23 protein-coding genes and 1 riboswitch are annotated in these 23,583 nt (G+C 73.5%); of the genes, 14 read left to right on the top strand and 9 right to left on the bottom strand.

Annotated elements, in window-relative coordinates; genetic code table 11:
• Positions 1–54 precede the first annotated feature (54 nt).
• The 6 genes from shc to ACY0MR_RS06980 all read left to right on the top strand — a co-directional run bounded on the left by shc (position 55) and on the right by ACY0MR_RS06980 (position 6,084).
• Entirely contained in the window at positions 55–2,085 is a 2,031-nt protein-coding gene (gene shc / locus ACY0MR_RS07005) for a squalene--hopene cyclase (protein WP_473559808.1), read from the top strand.
• Positions 2,085–2,744 carry a phosphorylase family protein gene (locus ACY0MR_RS07000; RefSeq protein ID WP_388795696.1) on the top strand — a complete coding sequence of 220 codons (660 nt, stop codon included), beginning with the start codon at positions 2,085–2,087 and terminating at the stop codon, positions 2,742–2,744. Before shc ends, ACY0MR_RS07000 begins: the two co-directional genes overlap by 1 nt.
• A gap of 7 nt (positions 2,745–2,751) precedes the next feature.
• On the top strand, positions 2,752–3,774 hold the full coding sequence (gene hpnH / locus ACY0MR_RS06995) for an adenosyl-hopene transferase HpnH (protein ID WP_388795693.1): 1,023 nt from the start codon (positions 2,752–2,754) through the stop codon (positions 3,772–3,774).
• A 6-nt stretch (positions 3,775–3,780) separates the two neighbouring features.
• Positions 3,781–5,166, top strand: coding sequence for an aspartate aminotransferase family protein (locus ACY0MR_RS06990; RefSeq protein WP_388795690.1), 1,386 nt, complete (start codon positions 3,781–3,783; stop codon positions 5,164–5,166).
• Between the two features lie 70 nt (positions 5,167–5,236).
• Entirely contained in the window at positions 5,237–5,896 is a 660-nt protein-coding gene (locus ACY0MR_RS06985) for a helix-turn-helix domain-containing protein (protein ID WP_388795687.1), read from the top strand.
• 32 nt (positions 5,897–5,928) lie between these two features.
• Positions 5,929–6,084, top strand: coding sequence for a DUF6126 family protein (locus tag ACY0MR_RS06980; protein WP_361855483.1), 156 nt, complete (start codon positions 5,929–5,931; stop codon positions 6,082–6,084).
• Between the two features lie 7 nt (positions 6,085–6,091).
• Here ACY0MR_RS06980 and ACY0MR_RS06975 read toward each other — a convergent pair whose 3' ends face one another.
• Positions 6,092–6,913, bottom strand: a complete 822-nt coding sequence (locus ACY0MR_RS06975; RefSeq protein ID WP_473559805.1) for a tyrosine-protein phosphatase — start codon at positions 6,911–6,913, stop codon at positions 6,092–6,094.
• 389 nt (positions 6,914–7,302) lie between these two features.
• A riboswitch (cyclic di-AMP (ydaO/yuaA leader) is annotated at positions 7,303–7,462 on the top strand.
• Positions 7,463–7,466: 4 nt separating this feature from the next.
• Between ACY0MR_RS06975 and ACY0MR_RS06970 the strand changes: the two genes are divergently transcribed.
• On the top strand, positions 7,467–8,420 hold the full coding sequence (locus tag ACY0MR_RS06970; RefSeq protein WP_473559803.1) for a M23 family metallopeptidase: 954 nt from the start codon (positions 7,467–7,469) through the stop codon (positions 8,418–8,420).
• Between the two features lie 165 nt (positions 8,421–8,585).
• Positions 8,586–9,380, top strand: coding sequence for an SGNH/GDSL hydrolase family protein (locus ACY0MR_RS06965; RefSeq protein ID WP_473559801.1), 795 nt, complete (start codon positions 8,586–8,588; stop codon positions 9,378–9,380).
• Here ACY0MR_RS06965 and ACY0MR_RS06960 read toward each other — a convergent pair.
• The 5 genes from ACY0MR_RS06960 to ACY0MR_RS06940 form a co-directional block, all read right to left on the bottom strand.
• Positions 9,367–10,245: an STM4011 family radical SAM protein gene (locus tag ACY0MR_RS06960; protein ID WP_473561724.1), complete on the bottom strand. Its 879-nt coding sequence runs from the start codon at positions 10,243–10,245 to the stop codon at positions 9,367–9,369. The genes ACY0MR_RS06965 and ACY0MR_RS06960 overlap by 14 nt on opposite strands.
• 80 nt (positions 10,246–10,325) lie before the next feature.
• A complete protein-coding gene (locus tag ACY0MR_RS06955; RefSeq protein ID WP_473559799.1) occupies positions 10,326–11,663 on the bottom strand; it encodes an STM4012 family radical SAM protein in 1,338 nt (445 codons plus the stop codon).
• Positions 11,660–12,481 carry an STM4013/SEN3800 family hydrolase gene (locus tag ACY0MR_RS06950; protein ID WP_361855521.1) on the bottom strand — a complete coding sequence of 274 codons (822 nt, stop codon included), beginning with the start codon at positions 12,479–12,481 and terminating at the stop codon, positions 11,660–11,662. Before ACY0MR_RS06950 ends, ACY0MR_RS06955 begins: the two co-directional genes overlap by 4 nt.
• A gap of 11 nt (positions 12,482–12,492) precedes the next feature.
• On the bottom strand, positions 12,493–13,686 hold the full coding sequence (locus ACY0MR_RS06945; protein ID WP_473559797.1) for an STM4014 family protein: 1,194 nt from the start codon (positions 13,684–13,686) through the stop codon (positions 12,493–12,495).
• Positions 13,683–14,648, bottom strand: coding sequence for an STM4015 family protein (locus tag ACY0MR_RS06940; protein ID WP_473559795.1), 966 nt, complete (start codon positions 14,646–14,648; stop codon positions 13,683–13,685). The genes ACY0MR_RS06945 and ACY0MR_RS06940 overlap by 4 nt, the downstream gene beginning before the upstream one ends.
• Before the next feature lie 220 nt (positions 14,649–14,868).
• On the opposite strand from ACY0MR_RS06940, the gene ACY0MR_RS06935 reads away from it, so the two are divergent.
• The 3 genes from ACY0MR_RS06935 (at position 14,869) to ACY0MR_RS06925 (ending at position 17,252) form a co-directional block, all read left to right on the top strand.
• Positions 14,869–15,195: a hypothetical protein gene (locus ACY0MR_RS06935; protein ID WP_388795666.1), complete on the top strand. Its 327-nt coding sequence runs from the start codon at positions 14,869–14,871 to the stop codon at positions 15,193–15,195.
• A gap of 25 nt (positions 15,196–15,220) precedes the next feature.
• Positions 15,221–16,315: a DUF6745 domain-containing protein gene (locus ACY0MR_RS06930; RefSeq protein WP_392864030.1), complete on the top strand. Its 1,095-nt coding sequence runs from the start codon at positions 15,221–15,223 to the stop codon at positions 16,313–16,315.
• Positions 16,316–16,484: 169 nt separating this feature from the next.
• Positions 16,485–17,252 carry an SIMPL domain-containing protein gene (locus ACY0MR_RS06925; RefSeq protein WP_388795660.1) on the top strand — a complete coding sequence of 256 codons (768 nt, stop codon included), beginning with the start codon at positions 16,485–16,487 and terminating at the stop codon, positions 17,250–17,252.
• Positions 17,253–17,552: 300 nt separating this feature from the next.
• Here the strand turns inward: ACY0MR_RS06925 and ACY0MR_RS06920 are convergent, their stop codons facing one another.
• The gene (locus tag ACY0MR_RS06920; protein ID WP_392864028.1) at positions 17,553–18,215 is read right to left on the bottom strand and encodes a TetR/AcrR family transcriptional regulator; all 663 of its coding nucleotides are present in this window, start codon (positions 18,213–18,215) and stop codon (positions 17,553–17,555) included.
• Positions 18,216–18,279: 64 nt separating this feature from the next.
• Positions 18,280–19,458 carry a Glu/Leu/Phe/Val dehydrogenase dimerization domain-containing protein gene (locus tag ACY0MR_RS06915; RefSeq protein ID WP_473559793.1) on the bottom strand — a complete coding sequence of 393 codons (1,179 nt, stop codon included), beginning with the start codon at positions 19,456–19,458 and terminating at the stop codon, positions 18,280–18,282.
• Positions 19,459–19,611: 153 nt separating this feature from the next.
• On the opposite strand from ACY0MR_RS06915, the gene ACY0MR_RS06910 reads away from it, so the two are divergent.
• The 3 genes from ACY0MR_RS06910 to ACY0MR_RS06900 all read left to right on the top strand — a co-directional run bounded on the left by ACY0MR_RS06910 (position 19,612) and on the right by ACY0MR_RS06900 (position 23,275).
• Positions 19,612–20,910 carry an MBL fold metallo-hydrolase gene (locus ACY0MR_RS06910; RefSeq protein ID WP_473559791.1) on the top strand — a complete coding sequence of 433 codons (1,299 nt, stop codon included), beginning with the start codon at positions 19,612–19,614 and terminating at the stop codon, positions 20,908–20,910.
• A gap of 726 nt (positions 20,911–21,636) precedes the next feature.
• Positions 21,637–22,599 carry a sigma-70 family RNA polymerase sigma factor gene (locus tag ACY0MR_RS06905; protein ID WP_473559789.1) on the top strand — a complete coding sequence of 321 codons (963 nt, stop codon included), beginning with the start codon at positions 21,637–21,639 and terminating at the stop codon, positions 22,597–22,599.
• A gap of 238 nt (positions 22,600–22,837) precedes the next feature.
• Positions 22,838–23,275 carry a hypothetical protein gene (locus ACY0MR_RS06900; RefSeq protein WP_473559787.1) on the top strand — a complete coding sequence of 146 codons (438 nt, stop codon included), beginning with the start codon at positions 22,838–22,840 and terminating at the stop codon, positions 23,273–23,275.
• Positions 23,276–23,299: 24 nt separating this feature from the next.
• Here ACY0MR_RS06900 and ACY0MR_RS06895 read toward each other — a convergent pair whose 3' ends face one another.
• On the bottom strand, positions 23,300–23,548 hold the full coding sequence (locus tag ACY0MR_RS06895; protein ID WP_451862563.1) for a hypothetical protein: 249 nt from the start codon (positions 23,546–23,548) through the stop codon (positions 23,300–23,302).
• Positions 23,549–23,583 lie beyond the last annotated feature (35 nt).

Below are 23,583 nucleotides of genomic sequence, written 5' to 3'. Positions count from 1 at the left end.
GGCCGACGGCAGACCCGTAGAAGCAGAAGTCACCGACTGCGCAAAGGGGAAGCCATGACAGCGACGACCGACGGAAGCGCCGGGGCCGTGGGCCCCCGGGCGACCGCGGCCAGCACGACCGACGAGCTCCGACGCGACGGGGCCGCAGCACCGGGACCCGGCGGGTCCGCCCCGCCCGACCCGGCCGGCCTCGACGCGGCCGCCGCGCGGGCCACGGCACGGGCCGCGGAGCACCTCCTCGCCCGGCAGGACGCCGAGGGCTGGTGGAAGGGCGACCTGGAGACCAACGTCACCATGGACGCCGAGGACCTCCTCCTCCGCCAGTTCCTGGGCATCCTCGACCCCGGGACCACCCGGGCCGCGGCCCTCCACATCCGCCGCGAGCAGCGCGAGGACGGCGCCTGGGCCACCTTCTTCGGAGGGCCCGGGGACCTCTCCGCCACCGTCGAGGCCTATGTGGCCCTGCGGCTGGCCGGGGACGCGCCCGACGCCCCGCACATGGCCCGGGCCTCCGCCTGGGTCCGCGAACGCGGCGGCATCACCTCCGCCCGGGTCTTCACCCGGATCTGGCTGGCGCTCTTCGGCTGGTGGCGCTGGGAGGACCTGCCCGAGCTGCCCCCGGAGCTCCTCTTCCTGCCCACGTGGTTCCCGCTCAACATCTACGACTTCGGCTGCTGGGCCCGGCAGACCATCGTGCCGCTCACCGTGGTCTCGGCGAAGCGTCCGGTCAGACCCGCGCCCTTCCCGCTCGACGAGCTCCACACCGATCCGGCCCGGCCCGCCCCGCCGCGGCCGCTCGCCCCGGCCACCAGCTGGGACGGCCTCTTCCAGCGCCTCGACAAGGCGCTGCACCTCTACCACCGGGTGGCACCCCGCGCCCTGCGCAGGACCGCGATGAACCAGGCCGCGCGCTGGATCATCGAGCGGCAGGAGAACGACGGCTGCTGGGGCGGCATCCAGCCCCCGGCCGTCTACTCGATCATCGCCCTCCACCTCCTCGGCTACGACCTCGGGCATCCCGTCATGCGGGCCGGGCTCGAATCCCTCGACCGCTTCGCCGTCTGGCACGAGGACGGCTCGCGGATGGTCGAGGCCTGCCAGTCGCCGGTCTGGGACACCTGCCTCGCCACCATCGCGCTCGCCGACGCGGGGCTCGCCCCCGACCACCCGGCCCTGGTGAAGGCGGTCGACTGGATGCTCGACGAGGAGATCACCCGGACCGGGGACTGGGCCGTCCGGCGGCCCGGGCTGCCCCCGGGCGGCGGCTGGGCGTTCGAGTTCCACAACGACACCTACCCGGACATCGACGACACCGCGGAGGTCCTGCTCGCCTTCCGCCGCGTCCGGCACCCCGACCCCGCGCGGCTGGAGGCGGCCGTCGCCCGCGGCACGCGCTGGACGCTCGGCATGCAGTCCAAGGGCGGCGCCTGGGGCGCCTTCGACGCCGACAACACCAGCGCCCTCCCCAACAAGCTCCCCTTCTGCGACTTCGGCGAGGTCATCGACCCGCCCTCCGCCGACGTCACCGCCCACGTGGTGGAGATGCTCGCCTTCGAGGGACTGGCCGACGACCCGCGCACCCGCGGGGGCATCGACTGGCTCCTCGCCGCCCAGGAGCCCAACGGAGCCTGGTTCGGCCGCTGGGGCGTCAACTACGTGTACGGCACGGGATCGGTCCTGCCCGCCCTCACCGCGGCCGGGCTGCCCGCCTCCCACCCGGCGATCCGCCGGGCCGTCCACTGGCTCGGCACCGTCCAGAACGAGGACGGCGGCTGGGGCGAGGACCTCCGCTCGTACGACGACGAGGCCTGGATCGGCCGGGGCGCCTCCACGGCCTCCCAGACCGCCTGGGCGCTGATCGCCCTCCTCGCGGCCGGCGAGCGGGACTCCGAACCCGTCCGGCGGGGCGTCGCCTGGCTGGCCGGCACCCAGCGCGAGGACGGCACCTGGGACGAGCCGTACTTCACCGGCACCGGCTTCCCCTGGGACTTCTCGATCAACTACCACCTCTACCGGCTGGTCTTCCCGCTCACGGCGCTCGGCCGCTACGTGCACGGCGAGCCCTCGCCCGCCGGGGCCCGCTGATGGGCCGCGAGCCGGGCCCCGGCGCCCCACCGCCCCTGCTGATCGCCTGCGCCCTCGGCATCGAGCAGCTCGCCCTGCGCACCGGGGACCGGACCGGCGCCCCCGGGCCCGTCACCGTGCTCCGCACCGGCATGGGTCCCGACCGGGCCCGGCGGGCCGTCTCCCGGGCCCTCGGCGACCACGGATGGCAGGACGCCGCCGTGATCGCCTCCGGCTTCTGCGCCGGCCTCGCCCCCGGGATGCACCCCGGGGACCTGGTCGTCGCCGACGAGGCCCGCGGGCCCGCCGGCACGATCTCCTGCACCGGAACCGAACTCCTGGTGAAAGCCCTGGTCAGGGCCGTACCGGGGCGGGCCGTGCACACCGGGCCGCTGACCGGTTCCGACCACGTGGTGCGCGGTCCCGAGCGGGCCGCGCTGCGGGCCACCGGCGCGATCGCCGTCGACATGGAGTCCGCGGCGACCCTGGGGACCGCCCGCGGCGGGACCGGGCCCGACGTCCGTCCGGTTGCGGCCGTCCGGGTGGTCGTGGACGCTCCAGAACATGAACTGGTCCGGATCGGCACGGTACGCGGGGGAATATCGGCCTTCCGTGTCCTCCGTGCCGTCCTTCCCGCTTTCTTCGAATGGCACCGTTCTTTGCTGCTCCCCAGGAGGTGAGCGAGTTATGGCCATGCCGCTCCGTCAGTCCATCCGGGTCGGGACCTACCTCTTCGAACAGAAGCTCCGCAAGCGTGACAAGTTCCCGCTGATCGTCGAGCTGGAGCCGCTCTTCGCCTGCAACCTCAAGTGCGAGGGCTGCGGGAAGATCCAGCACCCGGCGGGTGTCCTCAAGCAGCGCATGCCGGTCGCCCAGGCGGTCGGCGCCGTCCTCGAGTCCGGCGCCCCCATGGTGTCCATCGCGGGCGGCGAGCCCCTGATGCACCCCCAGATCCACGAGATCGTGCGCCAGTTGGTCGCCAAGCGGAAGTACGTCTTCCTCTGCACCAACGCGATGCTGCTGCGCAAGAAGCTGGAGAACTTCACCCCGTCGCCGTACTTCGCCTTCGCCGTGCACATCGACGGCCTGCGCGAGCGGCACGACGAATCCGTCGCCAAGGAGGGAGTGTTCGACGAGGCGGTGGCCGCCATCAAGGAGGCCAAGCGGCGCGGATTCCGCGTCACCACCAATTCGACCTTCTTCAACACCGACACCCCGCAGACCATCATCGAGGTGCTCAATTTCCTCAACGACGACCTCCAGGTCGACGAGATGATGATCTCGCCCGCCTACGCCTACGAGAAGGCCCCCGACCAGGAGCACTTCCTCGGCGTCGAGCAGACCCGGGAACTGTTCAAGAAGGCCTTCGCCGGCGGCAACAGGCGACGCTGGCGCCTCAACCACTCGCCGCTCTTCCTGGACTTCCTGGAAGGAAAGGCGGATTTCCCGTGCACCGCCTGGGCCATTCCCAACTACTCGCTCTTCGGCTGGCAGCGGCCCTGCTATCTGATGAGCGACGGCTACGTCCCCACGTACCGCGAACTCGTCGAGGACACCGACTGGGACAAGTACGGCCGCGGCAAGGACCCGCGCTGCGCCAACTGCATGGCGCACTGCGGCTACGAGCCCACCGCCGTCCTCGCCACCATGGGTTCGCTGAAGGAATCCCTGCGCGCGGTCAGGGAGACGGTCTCCGGGAACAACGGGTGAGCGACCGTGTCGGGTGAGTTCGACCTGCGGGAGCTGCTCGCCGAGCGCGGCGGCGAGCGCTACGAGCTGCACGCCCGCTACCTCAACCACCAGCTGCCGCGCATGCTCCACACCATCGGCTTCGACAAGGTGTACGAGCGGGCCGAGGGAGCCCACTTCTGGGACGCCGACGGGGTCGACCACCTCGACATGCTCGCCGGCTTCGGCGTGATGGGCCTCGGGCGGCACCACCCCGTCGTCCGCAAGGCCCTCCACGACGTGCTGGACGCCCAGCTCGCCGACCTCACCCGCTTCGACTGCCAGCCGCTGCCCGGCCTCCTCGCCGAGCGGCTGCTCGCCCACAGCCCGCACCTCGACCGCGTCTTCTTCGGCAACAGCGGCACGGAGGCCGTGGAGACCGCCCTGAAGTTCGCCCGGTACGCCACCGGGAGGCCCAGGGTCCTCTACTGCACCCACGCCTTCCACGGGCTCACCACCGGCTCCCTCTCCGTCAACGGGGAGAACGGCTTCCGGGACGGCTTCGCCCCGCTGCTGCCGGACACCGCGATCGGCCTCGGCGACCTCGACGCCCTGGAGCGGGAGCTGCGCCGGGGGGACGTGGCGGCCTTCGTCGTCGAGCCCATCCAGGGCAAGGGCGTCCACGAGTCCCCGCCGGGCTTCCTGTACGCCGCCCAGGAGCTGCTGCACCGGCACGGGGCGCTCCTCATCGCCGACGAGGTGCAGACGGGCCTGGGCAGGACCGGCGACTTCTACGCCTACCAGCACGAGGAGGGCGTCGAGCCGGACCTGGTCTGCGTCGCCAAGGCGCTCTCCGGCGGCTACGTGCCGGTCGGCGCCACCCTCGGCAAGGACTGGATCTTCAAGAAGGTCTACTCGTCCATGGACCGGGTCCTCGTCCACTCGGCGAGCTTCGGGTCCAACGCGCAGGCGATGGCGGCCGGGCTCGCCGTCCTCTCGGTCATGGAGGCCGAGGGGACGGTCGCGCACGCCCGCCGGATCGGGGACCTGCTCTCCGGACGCCTCAGGGAACTCGTGCCCCGGTACGAGCTGCTCCACGAGATCCGCGGCCGCGGGCTGATGATCGGCATCGAGTTCGGCAGGCCGTCCTCGCTGGGGCTGCGCGGGCGCTGGACCATGCTCCAGGCGGCCCGGAAGGGGCTCTTCGCCCAGATGGTCGTCGTCCCGCTGCTCCAGCGCCACCGGATCCTCACCCAGGTCTCCGGCGACCATCTGGAGGTGATCAAGCTGATCCCGCCCCTGGTCGTCGACGAGGCGGACGTGGAGCGGTTCGTGACGGCGTTCACCGCGGTGATGGACGAGGCCCACGGCGGCGGCGGTCTGATGTGGGACTTCGGGAGGACCCTGGTCAAGCAGGCGGTCGCACAGCGCTGAGAGCGCGCTCCGCTTTTGCCTCTGAGGCAAGAAACTTGCCTCAGAGGCACGATCCTGGCGGAATGGACCCATGGACCACGTCCCCGGGGAACCCTCCCCGGACCCCGCCGTCCCGGCCCCCGGCGCGCCGGGCACCGCCGGCCCCGACGTCCTGCCGGACGTCGCCCCGCAGCTGAGGGCCCTGCGCCGCCGCCGGGGCCTCACCCTGGAGGCCGCCGCCCAGCGGGCCGGACTCTCGCCCGCCCACCTCTCGCGGCTGGAGACGGGGAACCGGCAGCCCTCGCTCCCGATGCTGCTCGCCCTCGCCCGCATCTACGGTACGACGGTCTCCGAGCTCCTCGGCGAGACGCCCCCCGGGCGCGACCCCGTCGTCCGCGCCGGACGCTCCGAGCCCGTCGAGGCCGACGGCTGGATCTACCGGCAGGCGGGCGGCGCCGGGCGCGCCCTGCAGTGCCTGCGGGTGCACGTGCCGTACGCCACTCGGGGCGACATCGTGCGCGTCCACCCGGGTGAGGAGTGGATCCACGTCCTGGACGGCCGGGTGCGGCTCGCGCTCGGCGAGGCCGTCCACGTCCTCGATCCCGGGGACAGCGCGCACTTCGACTCGCTGACCCCGCACCGGATCGGGGCGGCCACCCCCGGCGGGGCCGAGCTGCTCTTCGTCCACACCCTCCTGCAGAGTCCCGTCGCCGAGCTGTGTCTCGGCGACGGAACCCCGCACCGGCGCTGATCCCGTACCTCCTCCGAGAGAAAAGGACCGAGATGTCCGAGAAGTCACGACCCGCCACCGGCGAAGAGCGCGGCGAGGGCCGGTTCCCCAAGGGGCTCGTCCTGCGCCTCTTCGCCTATCTGATCGCCGGGCACCTCTTCGCCGGCTTCCTCTACCTGCTGTTCGTGATGGGCGGACAGAACCAGTAGGTCCCGGTCACGCCTCCGTGAGGAGCCGCAGGCGCAGCAGCTCGCGGGTCTCGGGGGACAGCTTCAGGCCCTCGGCGAGGTAGGCGTCCACCGAGCCCCAGGTCTCCTCGATCGTCTCGAAGGCGCCGCGCAGGTACTCGACCCGCGCGTCGAACAGCGGGCTCAGCAGCTCCATCACCTCGGGCGACATCGCGTCCGGGGCGGTGGAGCTGCGGCGCACCTTGTAGCGGCGGTGCGGGTCGTTCGACTTCACGTAGTCGGCCTCGATCGCCTCCCGCTCGACCCCGACCGCCAGCAGGGTGATCGCGATGGAGAGCCCGGCACGGTCCTTGCCGGCCGCGCAGTGCATCAGGGCGGGCAGGCTGTCCTCGGCCAGCGCGTGCAGGATCCGGCTGTGCTCCGCGGTCCGCTCGACCACCATCTTCCGGTACGAGTCGGACATACGGGCCGCGGCCTTGCCGTCGCCGAGGATGGCGTGCAGCTGGGCGATGTCGCCCTCGCGGACCAGCTTCCAGAACTCCTTGCCCTCGGCCGGGTCGTTGAGGGGGATGTTCACGTTCCGCACGCCCGGCAGCTCGACGTCGGGACCCTCGACCTTCCGGTCGGCGAGGTTCCGGAAGTCGAAGACCGTGTGCAGCCCGAGCGAGTCGAGGAAGGCGACGTCCTCCTCGGTGGCGTGGGCGAGGTGGCCGCTGCGGAAGAGGCGGCCGGGGTGCACGGCACGCCCGTCCGTCGTCGGCAGGCCGCCCACGTCCCGGAAGTTGCGGACCTCGGCCAGCTCGGGCTCGTTCGCCTCGACGGGCGGGACCTGCGGCAGCTGCTGCGTCACGGATGCTCCTGATGGGTCGACGTTCGGATGTCCGAAGCGAGATCGGTTCCAGGGGCAATCATCCAGGTGGGGCCGGTATGACGCACCCCCCTGGACGGGAATGGGTGAACTGTCCGAATTGAGGCCTTGCGTATAACGCGCCCTGTTTGCAGGCGAGATGGGTTCCGGCGCGTGAGCAGGGTCATAGAAGTGACGGATCGTGGCCGACCGCCCGGAGCAATCGCCGTGCTCGAAAAGGAAATCGAGGGTCCGTCATCCACGGAGGGTGACCGGAATTCCCGGTCGATTGCGGGGCCCGGAAAGCCGGGAGAAATCATCGGCTTGTTCGCGCCGACCCCGCTCGTCTAGCGTCACCGTCAATCCGGTCGGACCGCCGAATCCTGCCACCGTCCGGAATTCCACCCATCCCATGCGTGGCAGGAGCGGGGGACCCAGGAAGTACGCCGGTCCCGCGACGCAGGACGGCTCGGGGTGAAGTCGCGCGAGAGCGCGGCCGGGCATCTCCAGTCCGAACCCGACAGCTCACCTCGCAGGCGCCGGAGAGGAATTCGCCATGCCCGCGAAGGGTAAGCACCGCCGCATCACGTCCAACCGCCTCACCCGCGGAATCGCCGCCGCAGGTACCGGAGGCGCCGTCGTCGCCCTCCCGCTCCTCGGTGCCACCGGCGCCCACGCCGCCGAGCAGGCCGCCCCCGCCGCCGCTCCCGGCCAGGCCGTCACCGCCGCCGCGCAGACGAAGGCTCCCGCCGCCAAGACCGGCAAGGCCGCGCCGAAGACGTACTCCGTCGTCCGGGGCGACTACCTGTCGAAGATCGCCGCCGACCACGACCTCGCGGGCGGCTGGCAGCAGCTGTACAAGGACAACCGCCAGGTCGTCGGCGAGAACCCCTCGCTCATCCTGCCCGGCATGAAGCTCACCCTCGGCGGCAAGAGCACCGCCAAGGCCGCCGCCCCGAAGAGCGCCGCACCCAAGGCCGCCGAGAGCTCCGCGAAGAACGGCGACACCCCGCGCGCCTCCCGCGGCGGCGAGCGCTCCGCCGCCCCGGCCGCCAGCGCCCCGGCCGCGGAGACCTCCACCGCGCCGAAGTCCTCGACCTCCTCCTCCGGCTGGGTCGCCCCGGTCAGCGGCGGCATGTCCACCCCGTACCGCGCCTCCGGCTCCATGTGGTCCTCCGGCTACCACACCGGTGTCGACTTCATGGCCTCCACCGGCACCACGGTCATGGCCGTCGGCCCCGGCACCGTCTACTCCGCCGGCGACGGTGGCGCGTACGGCAACCAGGTCGTCATCCAGCACGCCGACGGCACCTTCTCGCAGTACGCGCACCTCTCCTCCATCACCGTCTCCGCCGGCCAGGCCGTGAACGGCGGAGACCAGATCGGCCTCTCCGGCGCGACCGGCAACGTCACCGGCCCGCACCTGCACTTCGAGATGCGCACCGGGCCGGAGTACGGCTCGGACATCGACCCGATCTCCACCCTGCGCCAGCACGGCGTGAACATCTGACGCACCGTCGTCCCGCGGAGGCCCGGCACGCACGTGCCGGGCCTCCGGCCGCTCCACTCCTTCTATTCCGGCTTGGCGAATTCTTTATCGGTGGCATATGTCACCCGGCGTCAACCCCTCCTTACGGTCGCGTAGGTCACATCCGAAAGGGAAGGATGTGCTCCCGTGGCAGACGAGTCGAGATCAAGAGACCAGCACGCATTCGGGTCGTACGCGGCGATCGGTGACAGCTTCACCGAGGGCGTCGGCGACCCCGGGCCCCACGGGACGTACGTCGGCTGGGCGGACCGCTTCGCGGTGCTGCTCGCCGACCAGCTGCCGGAGCACGACGCCTTCCGCTACGCCAACCTGGCGGTACGCGGGCGCCTCCTCGACCAGATCGTGGCGGAACAGGTCCCCCGGGCGAAGGAACTCGCCCCCGACCTGGTGACCTTCTGCGCCGGAGGCAACGACATCATCCGCCCCGGCACCGACCCCGACGAGGTCGCCGAGCGCTTCGAGCGCGCCGTCGCCGGACTCACCTCCGCCGTCGGCACCGTCATGGTGACCACCGGCTTCGACACCCGCGGCGTCACGCTCCTCAAGCACCTGCGCGGCAAGATCGCCACGTACAACGGGCACGTCCGCGCCATCGCCGACCGCTACGGCTGCCCCGTCCTCGACCTCTGGTCCCTGAGGTCGGTCCAGGACCGGCGCGCCTGGGACGCCGACCGGCTGCACCTCTCGCCCGACGGCCACACCCGGGTCGCCCTGCGCGCCGCCCAGGTCCTCGGTCTGCCGGTGCCGGCCGACCCGGACCAGCTGTGGCCGCCGGTACCCGTGCGCGGCCCGCTCGAAGTGCGCCGCGACGACATCCTCTGGGCCAGGGAGTACCTCGTGCCCTGGATCGGACGCAGGCTGCGCGGCGAGAGCTCCGGCGACCACGTCGAGGCGAAGCGCCCCGACCTCATGCCCCTGTAGCCCAGGGGGCCCGCGGCGGCGGCACGACGGCGGGGATCCGCTCCAGTACCCCGCCCGCGAAGACGTCGTACAGCGGCAGCGTCTCCAGATGGACGTACCCGATGTGGCAGTCGCAGACGGCGAGGGGGCAGGCGCGGGGGCGCAGGGCGGCGCGGTACGAGCCGTCGTACAGGTTCCCCAGCTCGGCCTTGACGAAGTGGCAGCGCCGCACGGTCCCCTCGCCGTCCACCGAGACGACCGACTCGCCCGTCCGGCACGGAAGCCCCGCCGAGCGGTGCGGCTGCCGGCTGTACGGGAAGAGCGGATCGATCCGCGTCCACTCCGCGGCCTCCGCGTCCGCGTACGTGCGCCCCTCCGCGGCGTTCACCCAGAGGTAGACGTGCGCCGGAAGCGCGGCCCGCAGCCGCCGGGCGTCCTCCGCGTGCTCGGGGAGCCCGACCACGCCGACGCTGAAGCGGATGCCCCGCTCGGACAGTTCCCCGCACTTGGCGAGGAACCGCTCGTACGGCGTCTGCCCCGGGTGGTACGTGCACCAGAGCGCCACGCCCTCCGGGTCCGCCTCCGCCAGCCAGTCCGTCCGGCAGCTCAGGTTCGTCTGGATCGCCACCCGCTCCACGTGCGGCAGCCGGGACAGCTCGACGAGCGCCCGCCGGTACCAGGAGCGCACCAGGCCCTCGCCCCACGGGGTGAAGAGGACGCGCAGCCGGTCCCCGGTCTGGCCGGCCGCCCACCCGGTGAACTGTTCGAGCGCCGTCCGGTCCGCGCGCAGCTGCTCCCGGCTGTCCCGGCGCTTGGCGAAGGGGCAGTACGGGCAGTCGAAGTCGCAGGAGGACAGCGGCCCGCGGTAGAGCAGCGTCAGGTCCATCCCCCCGTCCGAGGGGAGCGGCGCCCCGGGGCCGGGGGACGGCTGCCGGAACACCGGCGGTGTCAGGTCCACGGCCACCCCTACTTCGGCTCGTACGCGGCCATCGCGGCCCGCACCGAGGGGGAGAACAGCTCCGGACCCAGACCGTCCGAGTGGGCCAGGCCCTCGGGGGAGAGCCGCAGCAGCCCGGCCGGCGCGTCCCCGTCCAGCCAGCCGAGCGCCTCGAACCGGTCCAGCTCCGCGGGGAAGTCCGCGAAGGGCGAGGAGCCGAACCGCTCCTCGTACCCGGCGACCGGCATGCCCTCGGCCTGGAGCAGGGACTGCAGCAGATGCCGGCGCCGGGCCTCCCCGGCGTCGACCCAGCGGCCGACCTCGGCCCGCGAGAAGTCCGCGGTCTCCGTGTAGGCGTCGATGATCGTCCGGATCTCCCGCATCTCGACGGCGTAGTCGAAGGAGTAGTGGAGCGCCGAGGTGTACGAGCGGGCCCCGCAGCCCAGCCCGATCATGCCGTCGGTCTGGCAGGCGTAGTCGTCGGGGCCGAGCGGCGCGGCGTCCGCCCGGCGGAACATCCGCATGGACACCTGCTCGTAGCCGTGCGCGCGGAGGTGGTCCCGGCCGTACCGGTAGAGCCGCAGCCGCTGCTCGTCCCACTCCCGGTCGGCGGCGGGGGAGATCCGGCCGAGCCCGGTGAGGGGCCGCACGTACAGCGGATAGAGGTAGAGCTCCTCGGGGCGCCAGGCGAGGGCGGCGTCCAGGGAGGCGCGCCACGACTCCTCCGTCTGCCCGTCGATCCCGTAGATCAGGTCGATGTTGAGCACCGGAACGCCGGTGTCCCTGATCCGGCCGAGAGCCGACTCGACGTCGGCGCGGCGCTGCGGCCGGACGGCCGCCCGCGCCTCGGCCTCCACGAAGCTCTGCACACCGATGCTGAGCCGGGTGGCGCCCCGCTCGGCGAGCAGGCCGAGCCGGTCGGCGGTCGCCGTGGACGGTGAGGTCTCCACGGACAGCGGCACCGCACGCAGATCCACCCCCGTCCGCTTCTCGGCGATGTCGCAGAGCCGCTCCAGCTCGCCGGCGGTGAGGAAGGTGGGGGTGCCCCCGCCGAACGCCGCCGTCGCGAACCGCACGGGGTCCCGGTCCCCGAGCGCCTCGCGGACGGCCGCGGCCTGGCGGTCGAGCGCGTCGAGGTAGCGGGTGGTCAGCTTGTCGGGGGCGCCGATCCGGGTGAAGAGATTGCAGAAGCCGCAGCGGACCTCGCAGAACGGTATGTGCGCGTAGAGGGAGAGCGCGTCCTTCGGCTCGTCCCGCCAGAGCGCGGCGAGCGGGGGAGCGGGCGCGGGCAGGGGCCGGTACGCCGTCTTGTGCGGGTAGGCGTAGACGTAACTCCGGTACGGGCGCGGGGCGGCGGTGTCGCTCATGCGGAGGCCTCCCGCTCCGGCCCGGCCAGCTCGAACTGCGCGTACGGGACGGTCCAGACGACCTCGTGGCCCAGGCGGTGACCGGTGTACCCGTCGTCCCCGTAGGCGGTGCCGTGGTCCGAGGAGACGATCGCGAAGCACGGGCGGCGGCTGCTCATCGCGGCGAAGAGCCGCCCGATGTGCCGGTCGACGTACTCCAGGGCGGCCGCGTGGGTGGCCCGCGAGTCGCCCGCCTCGCGGGTGGCGCCCGGCAGGTGGAACCAGTTCGGCTGGTGCAGCGCGGCCACGTTGACGAAGAGGAACAGCCGGCGCTCCCGCGGGAGCCCGGCGACGACCTCCTCGGCGCGGGCGACCTGCGCCTCGAAGGAGGTGGGGGAGGCCACGCCGAACGACGGGTCCCAGTGGCTCTCCTGGAAGAGGCCGGGGAGCACCGTGCCGAGCGGCGGCTGCTTGTTGAAGAAGCCGACCCCGCCCACGCAGACCGTCCGGTAGCCCGCGCCCGCGAGGGCGGACACGAAATCCGGGGTGTCGTGGACCCAGGTGCCGTCGGCGGTCGTCTCGCTGCCCGCGAAGCGGGCCGCGAACAGGCGCGGGTGCGGCCCGGGGGAGGCCGGGGTCGGCAGGAACCCGGCGAAGATCGCCTGGTGGGAGGCGTAGGTGAAGCTGCCGGGCGCGTGCCGCCGCTCCCAGGCGCCGCCGGGCAGATGGCGGGCCAGGTTCGGGATGCGGCCCTCGGCGGCGAGCTCGGCCGCCACGTCGTACCGCAGGGTGTCGAGGGTGACCAGGAGCAGATCGTGGCTCCCGACGATCCTGTTCATGTCGGGCTGGTTCACGCGGTGCTCGTTCCTGTGGTGCTGGTGCTGGTGCTGGTGCTGGTGCTGGTGCTGGTGGCGGTGGCCTGGGCTGCGGTGGTGGTGCGGTGGGCGCGCGGGAACAGGGCGGCGACCTGGGCCCCGTACGTGTCGAGGCCCTCGGCGCCGCCGCCCGGCAGCCCCGTGAGGCCCGGCAGCAGATCCCCGAAGGCGTTGACCTCGCCCACGGCGAAGCGGCGCCAGCCGGCGGTCGGCAGCAGGTCCACGCCCACGCAACGGGTACCGGGGAACGCCCCGGCGGCCCGCTCGCACACGCCGAGCGCGTCCGTCCACCGCGCGCCCGCCGCGGCCATCGAGGCCCGGGCGGCGGAAAGGTCGCCCCGGGCCCCGCCCAGATGGAGATTGGTCATGGGGGAGCGGCTGGTGCGCAGCACGGCGTGGGTCGCCCTGCCGTCGACCACCACCACCCGCAGATCGGCCGCCCGGCCGCCCTGCGCGGCCTTCGGCAGCCAGCGCTCGACGTGCAGCCCGTCGGGAGCGAGGGCGTCCACGATCGCTCCGACCTCGCGCTCGCTCGTGTAGCGCCGCACCTTCAGGGAGTTGAAGAGGACGCCGCCGGGACCGCGCTCCACCGAGGTGGTGGCGTGGACCCGTCCCGCCCCGTTCGTCTCGACCGCGAGCACCCCCGACGCGGAGGACCCGTGGGCGAGCTTCACGAAGACCCGGCGCATCCCGGGCGCCTCCGTCAGGGCCCGGACGTCCGCCCAGCCGCGCACGGGAGGCGCCGAGGGCCCGGACGTCGGCGATCCGGGCACCGGTACCCCGGCGGTGCGGAGGAGCCCGTGGCTCAGCCGCTTGTCGAACAGACCGGCCAGCTCTGCGGGGTCGTCGACGAGCGCGGCACCCGCCGCGGCCGCGGACCGGGCGAGCTCCGCGGTGGCCGTGAGGAACCGCGCGTACCAGCGGCCGGTGCCCTCGACCCGGGCCGGATCGTCGACCCCCCGGAGCAGCCGGTCGGCCTCCGGGTCCTCGCCGGGCGAGTCCAGGCGCACGGTCTCGCCCCCGGCGAACCGCGCCGTCCCGCGCAGCACCTCGGGCCAGGACACCACCCGCGCCTCGGGCAGCCCGGCGGACCGCAGCGCGCCCTGGAGGAGCGCGACGCGGCGGCCCGCCGGGACGCCGACGACCACGAGGCGCGGGTGGCCGGTCATTCGGCGACCGCGACGTAGCGCCAGACCCGGCCGTCCTCCTCCTCGTCGCCCTCCTGCGCGTCGTCGAGGTCGACGTCCACGCCGTGCGGGGCGAGCGCGGCGAGCACCCGCTTCTGCACGGCGTCCGACAGGTAGTGGTGGGAGAGGTCGAGGCGGGCGAGGTGGGTCAGCGGCTGGCCGTCCAGCAGCGCCGCCGCGCCCTCGTCCGTCAGCACGCCCATGGACAGGTCGAGGCGCTCGAGCCGGGCGACGACCGGCGCGCCCGCCACGGCCGCGGCGACGGCGTCCTGGATCACGCTGTTGCGCAGGCCGAGCGAGCGGAGGGCGGGGAACGCCGCGCCGGAGAGCAGCGGCGCGAGGTCGTCGGCGGTGCTGTCGCCGCCGTACTCGTCGGTCCCGAGCCAGAGTTCCAGGTTCTCCAGGGCGGGCAGGTCGCTGCCCACGATCCCGCGCACGACCTCGGCCCCCAGGCCGCCGGTCTCCACGACCAGCGTCTCCAGGGCGGTGTGCTCGATCGGCGGGAACGCCAGCTCGGAGCCTCCGCGGACGCCGAACTCCCGCAGGGCCGGATAGGCGGCGAGCAGCGGGGTCACGTCCGACTGGATGATCCAGGAGATCTCGCAGTCCTCGCCCGTCATGTCGCCGAGGAAGACGGCCTCCAGGGAGGTCAGCCGGTCGTTGGCGGCGATGAGGGCCGTGACGATGTCCGCCGAGGAGTTCTCGTAGGCCTCGTCCCAGCCGCCGACGACGAGCGCCCGCACCCGGCCGGTGTCGACCGTCTTCAGGAACCGCTCGAAGCGCGCGCCCCACTGCTCGTCGTCGCTCTCGCAGTACGTGGGCGAGGAGAGCCGCCAGGCGACCGCGGCGGCGTCGGGCAGCGCGACCCGGCCGTCCGCGTCGGTGTCCGGGAAGGGGAACACGGGCAGCCCGTGGAATTCCTCGAGGTAGTGGCCAACGGTCATGACTGGGGCTCCCGGCGACGGACGGCGTGGTGCGGCTGATGCAGAGAGTTCTACCAAGCGGCACCGACAACGCCCTCCGGCGGGTCTCCGTCCCGGTGGCGGGCGGCCGGAGCCGGAGCGGGGAGGCCGCGGGCGGCCGGTGATCGCGGGCGTTGTCAGACCCGCCCTCTAGCGTCGTTCCCGTGTCCGGCCGCATCGGGCCGGACGGGAGGGGAGAGGCATGTACCGGCAGGGAGACGTACTGATCGCGCCCGTCGCGGAGACGGCCGTACCGGAGCGGGCGAAGGCGGCGGCGGGGGAGCCGAGGGACGGCAGGGGGCGGTTGGTCCTGGCCCTCGGCGAGGTCACCGGGCACGCCCACGCCGTCCCGGGACCCGGCCGGCTCGTCCGGGAGCCCGGACCCTTCGGCCCCCTGCTGCTCGAACTGCCCGAGGGCGGCCGGGTGGTGCACGAGGAGCACGCCCCGATACCGCTGCCCAAGGGCTGGTACCGGGTGGTGCGCCAGCGGGAGTACGTGCCCGGGGCGTACCGGATCGTCGCGGACTGACCGAGAGAGACCTGGGGGCTTCCACATGAACCACGCCGACATCACCGACACCGGCCCGCACCGCACCACCGCACTGGACCGGTGGCGGTCCGTCGCGGCGGCCACCGGGCCGGCCGACCGCGCCGCCGCGGAGGCCGGGGTCCGGCTCGCCTACCGCACGGCGGGGCTCGCCGAGCCGGCCCGCGTGCTCTGGGCGGACTCGCCGCTCGCGGCCGTCGCGCTCGTGCGGGGGCTGAGCGGTCAGGGCCGCTCGGTCCGGGACGAGGTGCGGACCCGGCCCTGGGCCGAGGAGCGGCGCCGTCTCCACGACGCGCTCGGCCCGGCCGGCTGGGCGGCCCACTGGCAGGCGACCGGGGCCCCGTTGTGGGACCTCACGCGCGGTCTGGCCGACCGGATACGGGCCGGGGTCACGGAGGCGGCGACCGGCACCGGACCGGCGACGCCCGCCGGTCCCGCCGGCGCGTCCACCCGTCCGGAGCCTTCCGCGCGGGAGGCCACCGCCGTGCGGCTCGTGCTGCTCGACGCGGTGCTCGGCCAGCACGACGCGGCCTGGCTCGCCGCCTTCGACGGCCACGGCGACCGCCTCGCCGGGCTCGCCGCCGTCGCCGTGAACGCGGGCTGGTGGTGGCCGTTCGAGAGCGTCGCCGTGCTCTGCGAGCGACCCGTCGAGCTGCACCGCGACGAGGCCGGACGGCTCGACCGGGGCGACGGCCCCGCGCTGGCCTTCGCCGACGGATTCGCCCTGTACGCCTGGCGCGGGATGACCGTGCCCGCCGACTTCCTGGCCGGGCTCGCCGGCCTCACGCCCGAGCGGATCCGGGCGGAGGAGAACGCCGAACTGCGGCGCGTGATGCTGGAGTACTACGGCTACGACCGCTACCTCGCCGTCTCCGGAGCCCGGCACCAGCACCGCGACGAGACCGGGGTGCTGTGGCGGATCGAGCTGGACGACGACGAGGACGTGGCGATGGTCGAGGTGGTCAACTCCACGCCCGAGCCGGACGGCAGCCACCGCACCTACTGGCTGCGGGTCCCGCCCGCGACCAGGACCGCGCGGGAGGGGGTCGCCTGGACCTTCGGGCTGCACCCCGACGCGTACGAGCCCCTCGTCCAGACCTGAGCGCGGCCCGGCCGCGGGGACCGGGAGCGGCGGGACGGCCGCGCGCGGTGCGACTGGTACGGAGAGGTGAAGGGCGCCCGCGGCCGGGAGTGGCGTGCGGGAGGGCGCGGTGGCGGGTGCTGGGATGTGCCCGCCGGAGCCCCGGCAGCCAGCCTCGAAGGGACCGCCCGTGACGATCCGTCGGCCAAGCGCCGTCCGTACCGCCCGTCTGCTCGCCGCCACCGCCGTGCTCGGCGGCCTGCTCGCCGGCACCGCGGCGCCCGCCCTGGCCGCGGGGCCCGGGCGGACGGTTCCGCGTACCGCCCGGGTGGAGGCGCCGGCCACCGTCACCGTCTCCGGCCACGGCCGCGCGTCCGCCGCGCCCGACCTGTCGATCCTCTCCATCGGGGTCGAGGCGAGCCGGCCGACCGCGAAGGAGGCGATGGCCGCGCAGCACACGGCGGCCGAGACCCTGCTCGCCGTGCTGGACAGGCAGGGGATCGCCGAGCGGGACATCCGTACGGACAGCCTCTCGCTCTCCCCCGTCTACACGCAGAACGCCCAGGGGGAGAGCAAGGTGACCGGCTATCAGGCCGGGCAGTCCTTCTCGGTGAAGGTCCGCGAGCTCGACAGGACGGGGCAGGTCATCGGCGCCGTCAACGACGCCACGGGGGACTCGGGCCGGATCAACGGCGTCGTCTTCGACGTCGCCGATCCGTCCGCCCTGCGCGCGAAGGCACGCGAGGCGGCCTACCGGGACGCCTACGACAAGGCGGCGCAGCACGCCCGGCTCAGCGGCCACGAGCTGGGCCGGCTGGTCTCGCTCAGCGAGGGCGAGTCCGTGCGCCCCGGCCCCGGTGCCGCCCCCGGCGTCGCCCACGACGAGACGGGCGTGCCGCTGGCTCCCGGCGAGATCGAGGAGCAGGTCACGGTGTCGGCGGTCTACGAACTGGTGTGAACCCGGCGGCCCGTGCCGGCGCCCGCCACGCAGGCCGCGCGAGGTCCGCTCGCCGACACGCCCGGACCTGCCGGACGCGGCCGGCCCGGACCGGCCTGATGTCGCCGCGCCGAGCCTGCCGACGGCCCGGACCTGCCGTCTGCCGACGGCCCGGGCCTGGCGACATGCCCGGACCCGCCTGAGGCTGCCGGACCCGTCTCGCGCGCCCGGACCCTCCTCACACGGACGGACCCGCCTCACGTGCCAGGCTTCTCGTGACGCGGCCGGCTGCGGCGCGGGGGCGGTTCTCCGGACCGGGTCTCAGGTGCCGGGGGGCGCGGGGGGATCGTCCCGGGGCGGGTCCTCGGGCTCCCCGGTGCCGGGGGACGCGTCGGGGAGGCCCAGCTCGCGGGTGAGGGCGGCGTCGGCCCAGCGGAGCATGGCGCTGCGGGAGAGCGAGCCCGCGTACGCCGTCGTCTGGACGGCGAGGCCGTCGAGGAACGCGGTGAGCCGCCAGGCGGCGGCCGCCGGGTCCGCGCAGCGGAACTCCCCGGTCTCGGCCCCCTCCGCGATCACCCGGGTCAGCGCCGTCTTCCACTCCTTGTCGAGGGAGGCGGCGACCCGGCGGAGCTCGGGGTCGCGCAGGGAGGCCGCCCAGCCCTCGATCCACAGCCGCCAGCCCTTGGCCTGGCCGGTCGGGGCGTACCAGCGGACGGCGGCGCGGAGGCGGCGCACGGCGCTGGAGCGGCGCCCGAGGAGGCGCCGCAGGTGCGCGAGGTCGGCCTCGGCGGCGTGCGCGAAGGCCGCGGCGACCAGCTTCTCCTTGGAGGAGAAGTGGTACAGCACCAGCGCGTTGCTCACTCCGAGCGCCGAGGCCACGTCGGCGATCCGGACGGCCGCGACCCCGCGCGCCTCGATCTGCTCGACGGCGGCCCTCAGCAGCTCCTCACGCCGCTCGGCCACGCTCAACCGCACTCTTGCCACGGCACGCACCTTACACAGCACGTGACGCGGGCATGATCGACCCGGCGGCCGGGGAGCCGGGGCTTCAGTACCAGCCGTAGCGTTCGGCGATCCGCGGCAGTCGCTCCTCCACCAGCGCGTGCGCCGCGGCGCGCGGGCCGGTGCCGGCCGCCTCCGCCCGGTCGAGGACGTCGCCGACGAGCCGCCGCATCGCGCCGCGCACCCGCGCGAACGCCTGGTCGGCGTCGGCCTCGATGTCGCCGAAGAGCGTCCACCACCACCAGGCGTTGGTGCACGAGTTCACGACCACGTCGGGCAGCACCGTGATGCCCCGTGCGGCGAGGGCCTCCTCGGCCTCGGGCAGGACCGGCATGTTCGCCGCCTCGGCGATCCAGCGGGCCGTGATCCGCCCCTGGTTCCCGGTGTCGATCGCGTACGAGACGGCCGCCGGGACCAGGACCTCCGCCTCGGCCGCGAGCCAGGCGTCCCCGGGCTCCTCCCGGTCGCCGGGCCGCAGCGCGGCGCGGTCGACGGCGCCGTGGCCGTCCCGGGCGGCCAGCAGCGCCTCGACGTCCAGCCCGGCCGGGTTCACGATCGTGCCGCGAACGTCGGCCACGGCCACCACGCGCAGTCCGGCGCGGGCCAGGAACCGGGCGGTCGCCCCGCCCATCGTGCCGAGCCCCTGCACCGAGACGCGGGTCCCGGCGTGGTCCCGGCCGGCCCGGTCGAGGGCGGTGAGGACCGACTCGGCGACCCCGAGACCGCCGACCAGCGCGTCGAGGCCGATGCCGTCGACCTCGATGGCGAAGGCGTCCGCGAGCCGCGCCCGGGCCGCCTCCTCGTCGTCCAGGAGCGGATACACCGCCTGCACGGAGGAGACCAGGCCCACCTCGGACACGGCCCGGTCCACCAGGTCCTGGGTGAGGCCCAGGTCCTCCCCGGTGGTCCAGAACCGCTCGACGTAGGGCCGCATCGCCCGCAGGTAGCGCACGAGGACGCCGTACGCCTCGGGGGAGCGGGGGTCGCAGTCGATGCCGCCCTTGGCGCCGCCCAGCGGCACGTACCGGCCCTCCGGGTCGTAGTGCAGGGCCTCCTTCATGGTCATCCCCCGGGCGAGCCCGGCGACCTCGCCGGCGGTGCAGCCCTCCCGCATCCGCAGGCCGCCGCTGGCCACCCCGCGCACCAGCCGGTCGATCACCAGATGGCCCCGGCGGCCGGTCACGTGGTCGGTCCAGCCGACGGAAAGCAGCGGGTCGGAACTCATCGGACATCTCCTCGTGAGGGGGTGGGTACGGTCGTACCGACCGGTACGACCGGGCGATACTACTGAACGGTGGTTCAGTACGGCGGGCCCGCCCCGACCGTTCGCGGCCCGGTCCGCCCATAATGGAACGACCCCCAGAGATCAGGAGGTCCTGTGACCGGTACCGGTTCCGACCGTTCGCCGCGGGCCCGGCTGCGCGCGCTGCGCCCCGAGTCCTTCGGCGCGGACCCCACGGGCGAGCGCCTCGCCCGCATCCACCGCTCGCCGAACTTCGCGGACGGGATCTTCCAGAACCCCGAGCCCGCCCGGCGGGGCCCCTCGGGCTCCGGCGTCGAGTTCGCCAAGATCTACTTCGACAAGGAAGCCCGCTCGCGCCGCGCCCCCACCGGCACGATCCCGGTCCACCCCACCACGGTCGCCGACCTGGCGGGGCCCCCGGCCACCGGGCTCCGCCTGACCTGGATGGGGCACTCCGGCGTCCTCGCGGAGATCGACGGCCACCGGGTGCTCTTCGACCCGGTCTGGGGCGACCGCTGCTCCCCCTTCCCCTTCGCCGGCCCCAAGCGGCTCCACCCGGTGCCCGCGCCGCTCGCCGCGCTCGGCCCGGTCGACGTCGTCGTGATCTCGCACGACCACTACGACCACCTCGACCTGCCGACGATCAAGGCGCTCGCCACCACCGACACCGTCTTCGCCGTGCCGCTCGGCGTCGGCGCCCACCTGGAGCGCTGGGGCGTGGCCCCCTCCCGGCTGCGCGAGCTGGACTGGAACGAGTCCGCCGAGATCGGCGACCTGCGCCTGACGGCCACCCCGGCCCGACACTTCTGCGGCCGCGGCCTGCGCAACCGGCAGATGACGCTCTGGGCCTCCTGGGTCGTGACCGGCCCCGCCCACCGGATCTTCCACAGCGGGGACACCGGGTACTTCTCCGGGTTCAAGGACATCGGCGCGGCCCACGGCCCCTTCGACGCCACCATGATCCAGATCGGTGCGTACTCGGAGTTCTGGACCAAGAACCACACGTCTGGACGCCGAGCGGGGCGTGTACAGAACGAAGGGTTGTTGCCCAAGAACCACACGGACTATACGCCGATGCCTGGGGCGTGGCCAGACATTCACATGACGCCCGCGCAGGGGGTCCAGGCCCATCTTGACCTGCAGGGAGGTGCTCCGTCCGGTGTGATGCTGCCGATCCACTGGGCCACCTTCAACCTGGCTCCGCACCCGTGGGCGGAGCCGGGGGAGTGGACGAAGGACGCGGCGGAGGAGGCGGGGCAGGCGGTGGCGTTCCCCCGACCCGGCGAGCCCTTCGAGCCGGCGGGCAAGCTGCCCGCGGATACCTGGTGGCGCGGGGTGTCTCAGCCAATCGCCCATCCGTGGCGCCGACCGAAGCCGGCGCAGATTCCTGCCGAGGCGTCCGAGCGGGATCTCGACCTGGCGGGTGACCGGTGACGTCGGGCGAGGAGGAGCTGGGCAGGCTCGTGGCCCTGCTGACCCGTCTCTCGGTCGAGGAGCGTGATCGTGCGCTGCGTGCTCTGGATGGTCCGTCCCGGAGAAAGCCTTCGGCGAGTATCCAGCAGTTCGTGCCCTTGCCCTCCCGGGCAGCCTCGTCCGCGGTTGTCGTCCGAACATGCATCGTAAGTTCGTGAGCATGAACCCGGAGGGGCCTCGCCGGTTTGGCGGCGGGGCTCCCTTTTCGTCCTGTATCGGGTTACTCGGGTGCAGCTGAAGCGTTGAGGCTCTTCGTTGCTGACGCTTCCGGTGAGGGTGACGGCAGTGATGGTGGTCATGTGGTTGGTCACTGCGGAGGACGCGAGTGCGGAGGCTGCTGGGTATACGGGACGGTCGCCCCGTGCTCAGAGAAGGGCCCGTGTCGCGCGGCTGGTCCGTGCGGAGCGCGACTACGACCCCGCAAGTTCACCGACGGAGTCCCCGCTGCCCCACGAGGTACGGCTTCCCTAGCAGCCCAAGAAGCGACGGCTGGTGTGCGGGCGGTGCCGCAACGACGACGCGGACGAGAGGGGCGTCCGACCGCGCTCGCCACGCGTCCTTATGACCGGTGCCGCCACGGGGCTGAGGGCGTGAGCCAGGTCACCGCTTCGGCTACGTATCCGGCGTGAAGGCTGTCCCGTCGTACCGGTGTGTACAGCCATTCACCCTGCAAGGAGCCGTGAAGCGATGCCTCAGCCCTCTCTGTCCCCCGACCCCGGCCGACTGCCGCAGCCTCTGCTGGCGGTGGCGCAGGCCGCACGCCGCGAGTTCCTCGTCGTGCTGGAGCCGCTGCGCGGGGAGTTGTTCCGCTACTGTCGGCGCCTGACCGGCAGTGTGTGGGACGCCGAGGACCTGGCCCAGGAGGCACTCGCCCGGGCATTCACGCGGGCGGCACAGACCCATCAGCCGGTCGAGCGCCCCATGGCGTGGCTGGTGCGGATCGCGACCAACGCCTACCTCGACCAGGTGCGCCGCCCGGCTCCGCTGCTCGTGGAGCCGGTGGAGCGGGCCGCCCCTGCCGCCGCCGATCTCGCCGAGGTGCGCGATGCGCTCGCGGAGATGGCCACCCTGCTGGCGCCGCAGGAGCGTGCCGCCGTCGTCCTCAAGGACGTGTTCGACCTGCCGCTGAAGGAGATCGCCGCCATGCTGAGCACCACCGAGGGGGCGGTCAAGGCCGCACTGCACCGTGGCCGAGGGCGTCTGGCCGATCCGGAGCGGGAAGCTGCGCTCGCCCGTCGTACGGCTCCCGACCGCGAGACCCTCGACGCCCTTGCCGCGGCATTCACCGCGTACGACCTGGACGGGCTGACCGAGCTCTTCGTCCAGGACGCGGTCAGCGACGTGATCGGCGTCGCCCATGAGGTCGGACGGGCGCAGATCGCCGCCGGCTCGCTGCACCACACCCTGGTTGTGGAGTCCTCCGTCCGGTGGAGTGCCGAAGTCCGGGAGCTCGACGGCGAACCGCTGGTCCTGATGTGGGCCACCCCGGCCGACGGCAGTGGCCCCGAGGCGGTCGAGGACGTCCTGCGCGCCGAGATCGTCGACGGCGGGATCACGCGCCTGCGCTGGTACTACTTCTGCCCGGGCGTCCTCGCCGAGGTCGGCGACCGGCTGGACGTGCCCGTCCGACCCCACGGCCACCTCGTGTGACGAGTGTGGGCACCGTTCTTGCCTTGCCGCAGATGACAGGGGCGCTTCCACCGCGCGTCTGCGGCCCTGCGGCGGCGCACGCTGCCGAGCAGAACTGCGGCGGCACCTTTGGGCCCGTGTCGATCTGGAGCGCCGCACCGCAGGCACAGCGTCCGCCAGCGAGCTTCTGGATGCGGCGGTGGGCCGCTCGGGCCACCCGTTCCAGCCGGAAGTTCTCGGTGTCCATCGCGTAGTTCACATGAACGGCCTGCTCGCCGCAGTACACGACGTCGACCATCTCGGGCTCGTCGTAGGCCGCTTCGATCAGAGCCGTCTTGACCGGAAAGAAGGCGCCCTGGGCGACGGCGGCCGCGATCAGTCCGTCGCCCTCCTTTCCCGGCGGCACGGCGGCGGGGTCACCGGCACTGAACTCCTCACGCTGGCTGTGCCCCCACGCCCGGGCCATCTCTACGAGCTCGTCCTCAGGACGCTCGGCGAGGTGCCGGTGGACACAGTAGGGGATCGAGTGAGCCGAGACCGGCCCGGAGTCGCAGCCCGGGACGTGGCACCGCTCGGTGGCGTAGTTGTCCTGCGTGAGGACCATCTCGAAGCGGCGGCCGCAGCACGCCACGATCAGGGAGTGGAAGCCGTTACGGGACTCCAGCTCCAGCTCGGTGGACCTGCTGGCGGGCGCTAGCAAGCCGAGGAGTAGCATGACGGTCTAGTACGGCACCGGCTCGCCCAGCGGGGTGAAGTCGAACATCTCCGGTGCCCGTTCGGGGTCGACGACCGGGTGCTGGCCGGTCCAGTCGGGCGAGGGCCCGCACGCGGTGAGCAACTTCCCCAGGGTGAACGGCCCGGGCTGGCCTTCGGCCGGGGTGGTCTTGCGGAGCTCGGCGGTGTACTTGCCCCCGGTATCGCGCTGGGCTTGCCGGGCACACTGGGCGGCGGTGTTCTGGTGACGCGGCATCGGTCTTCTCCGGACTCGAAGGGCATGCTCACGCT

This window comes from Streptomyces sp. JN8, from assembly GCF_055808075.1.
The sequence above is the reverse complement of the archived record's forward strand: the minus strand, read 5'-3'. Positions and strand labels throughout refer to the sequence as shown.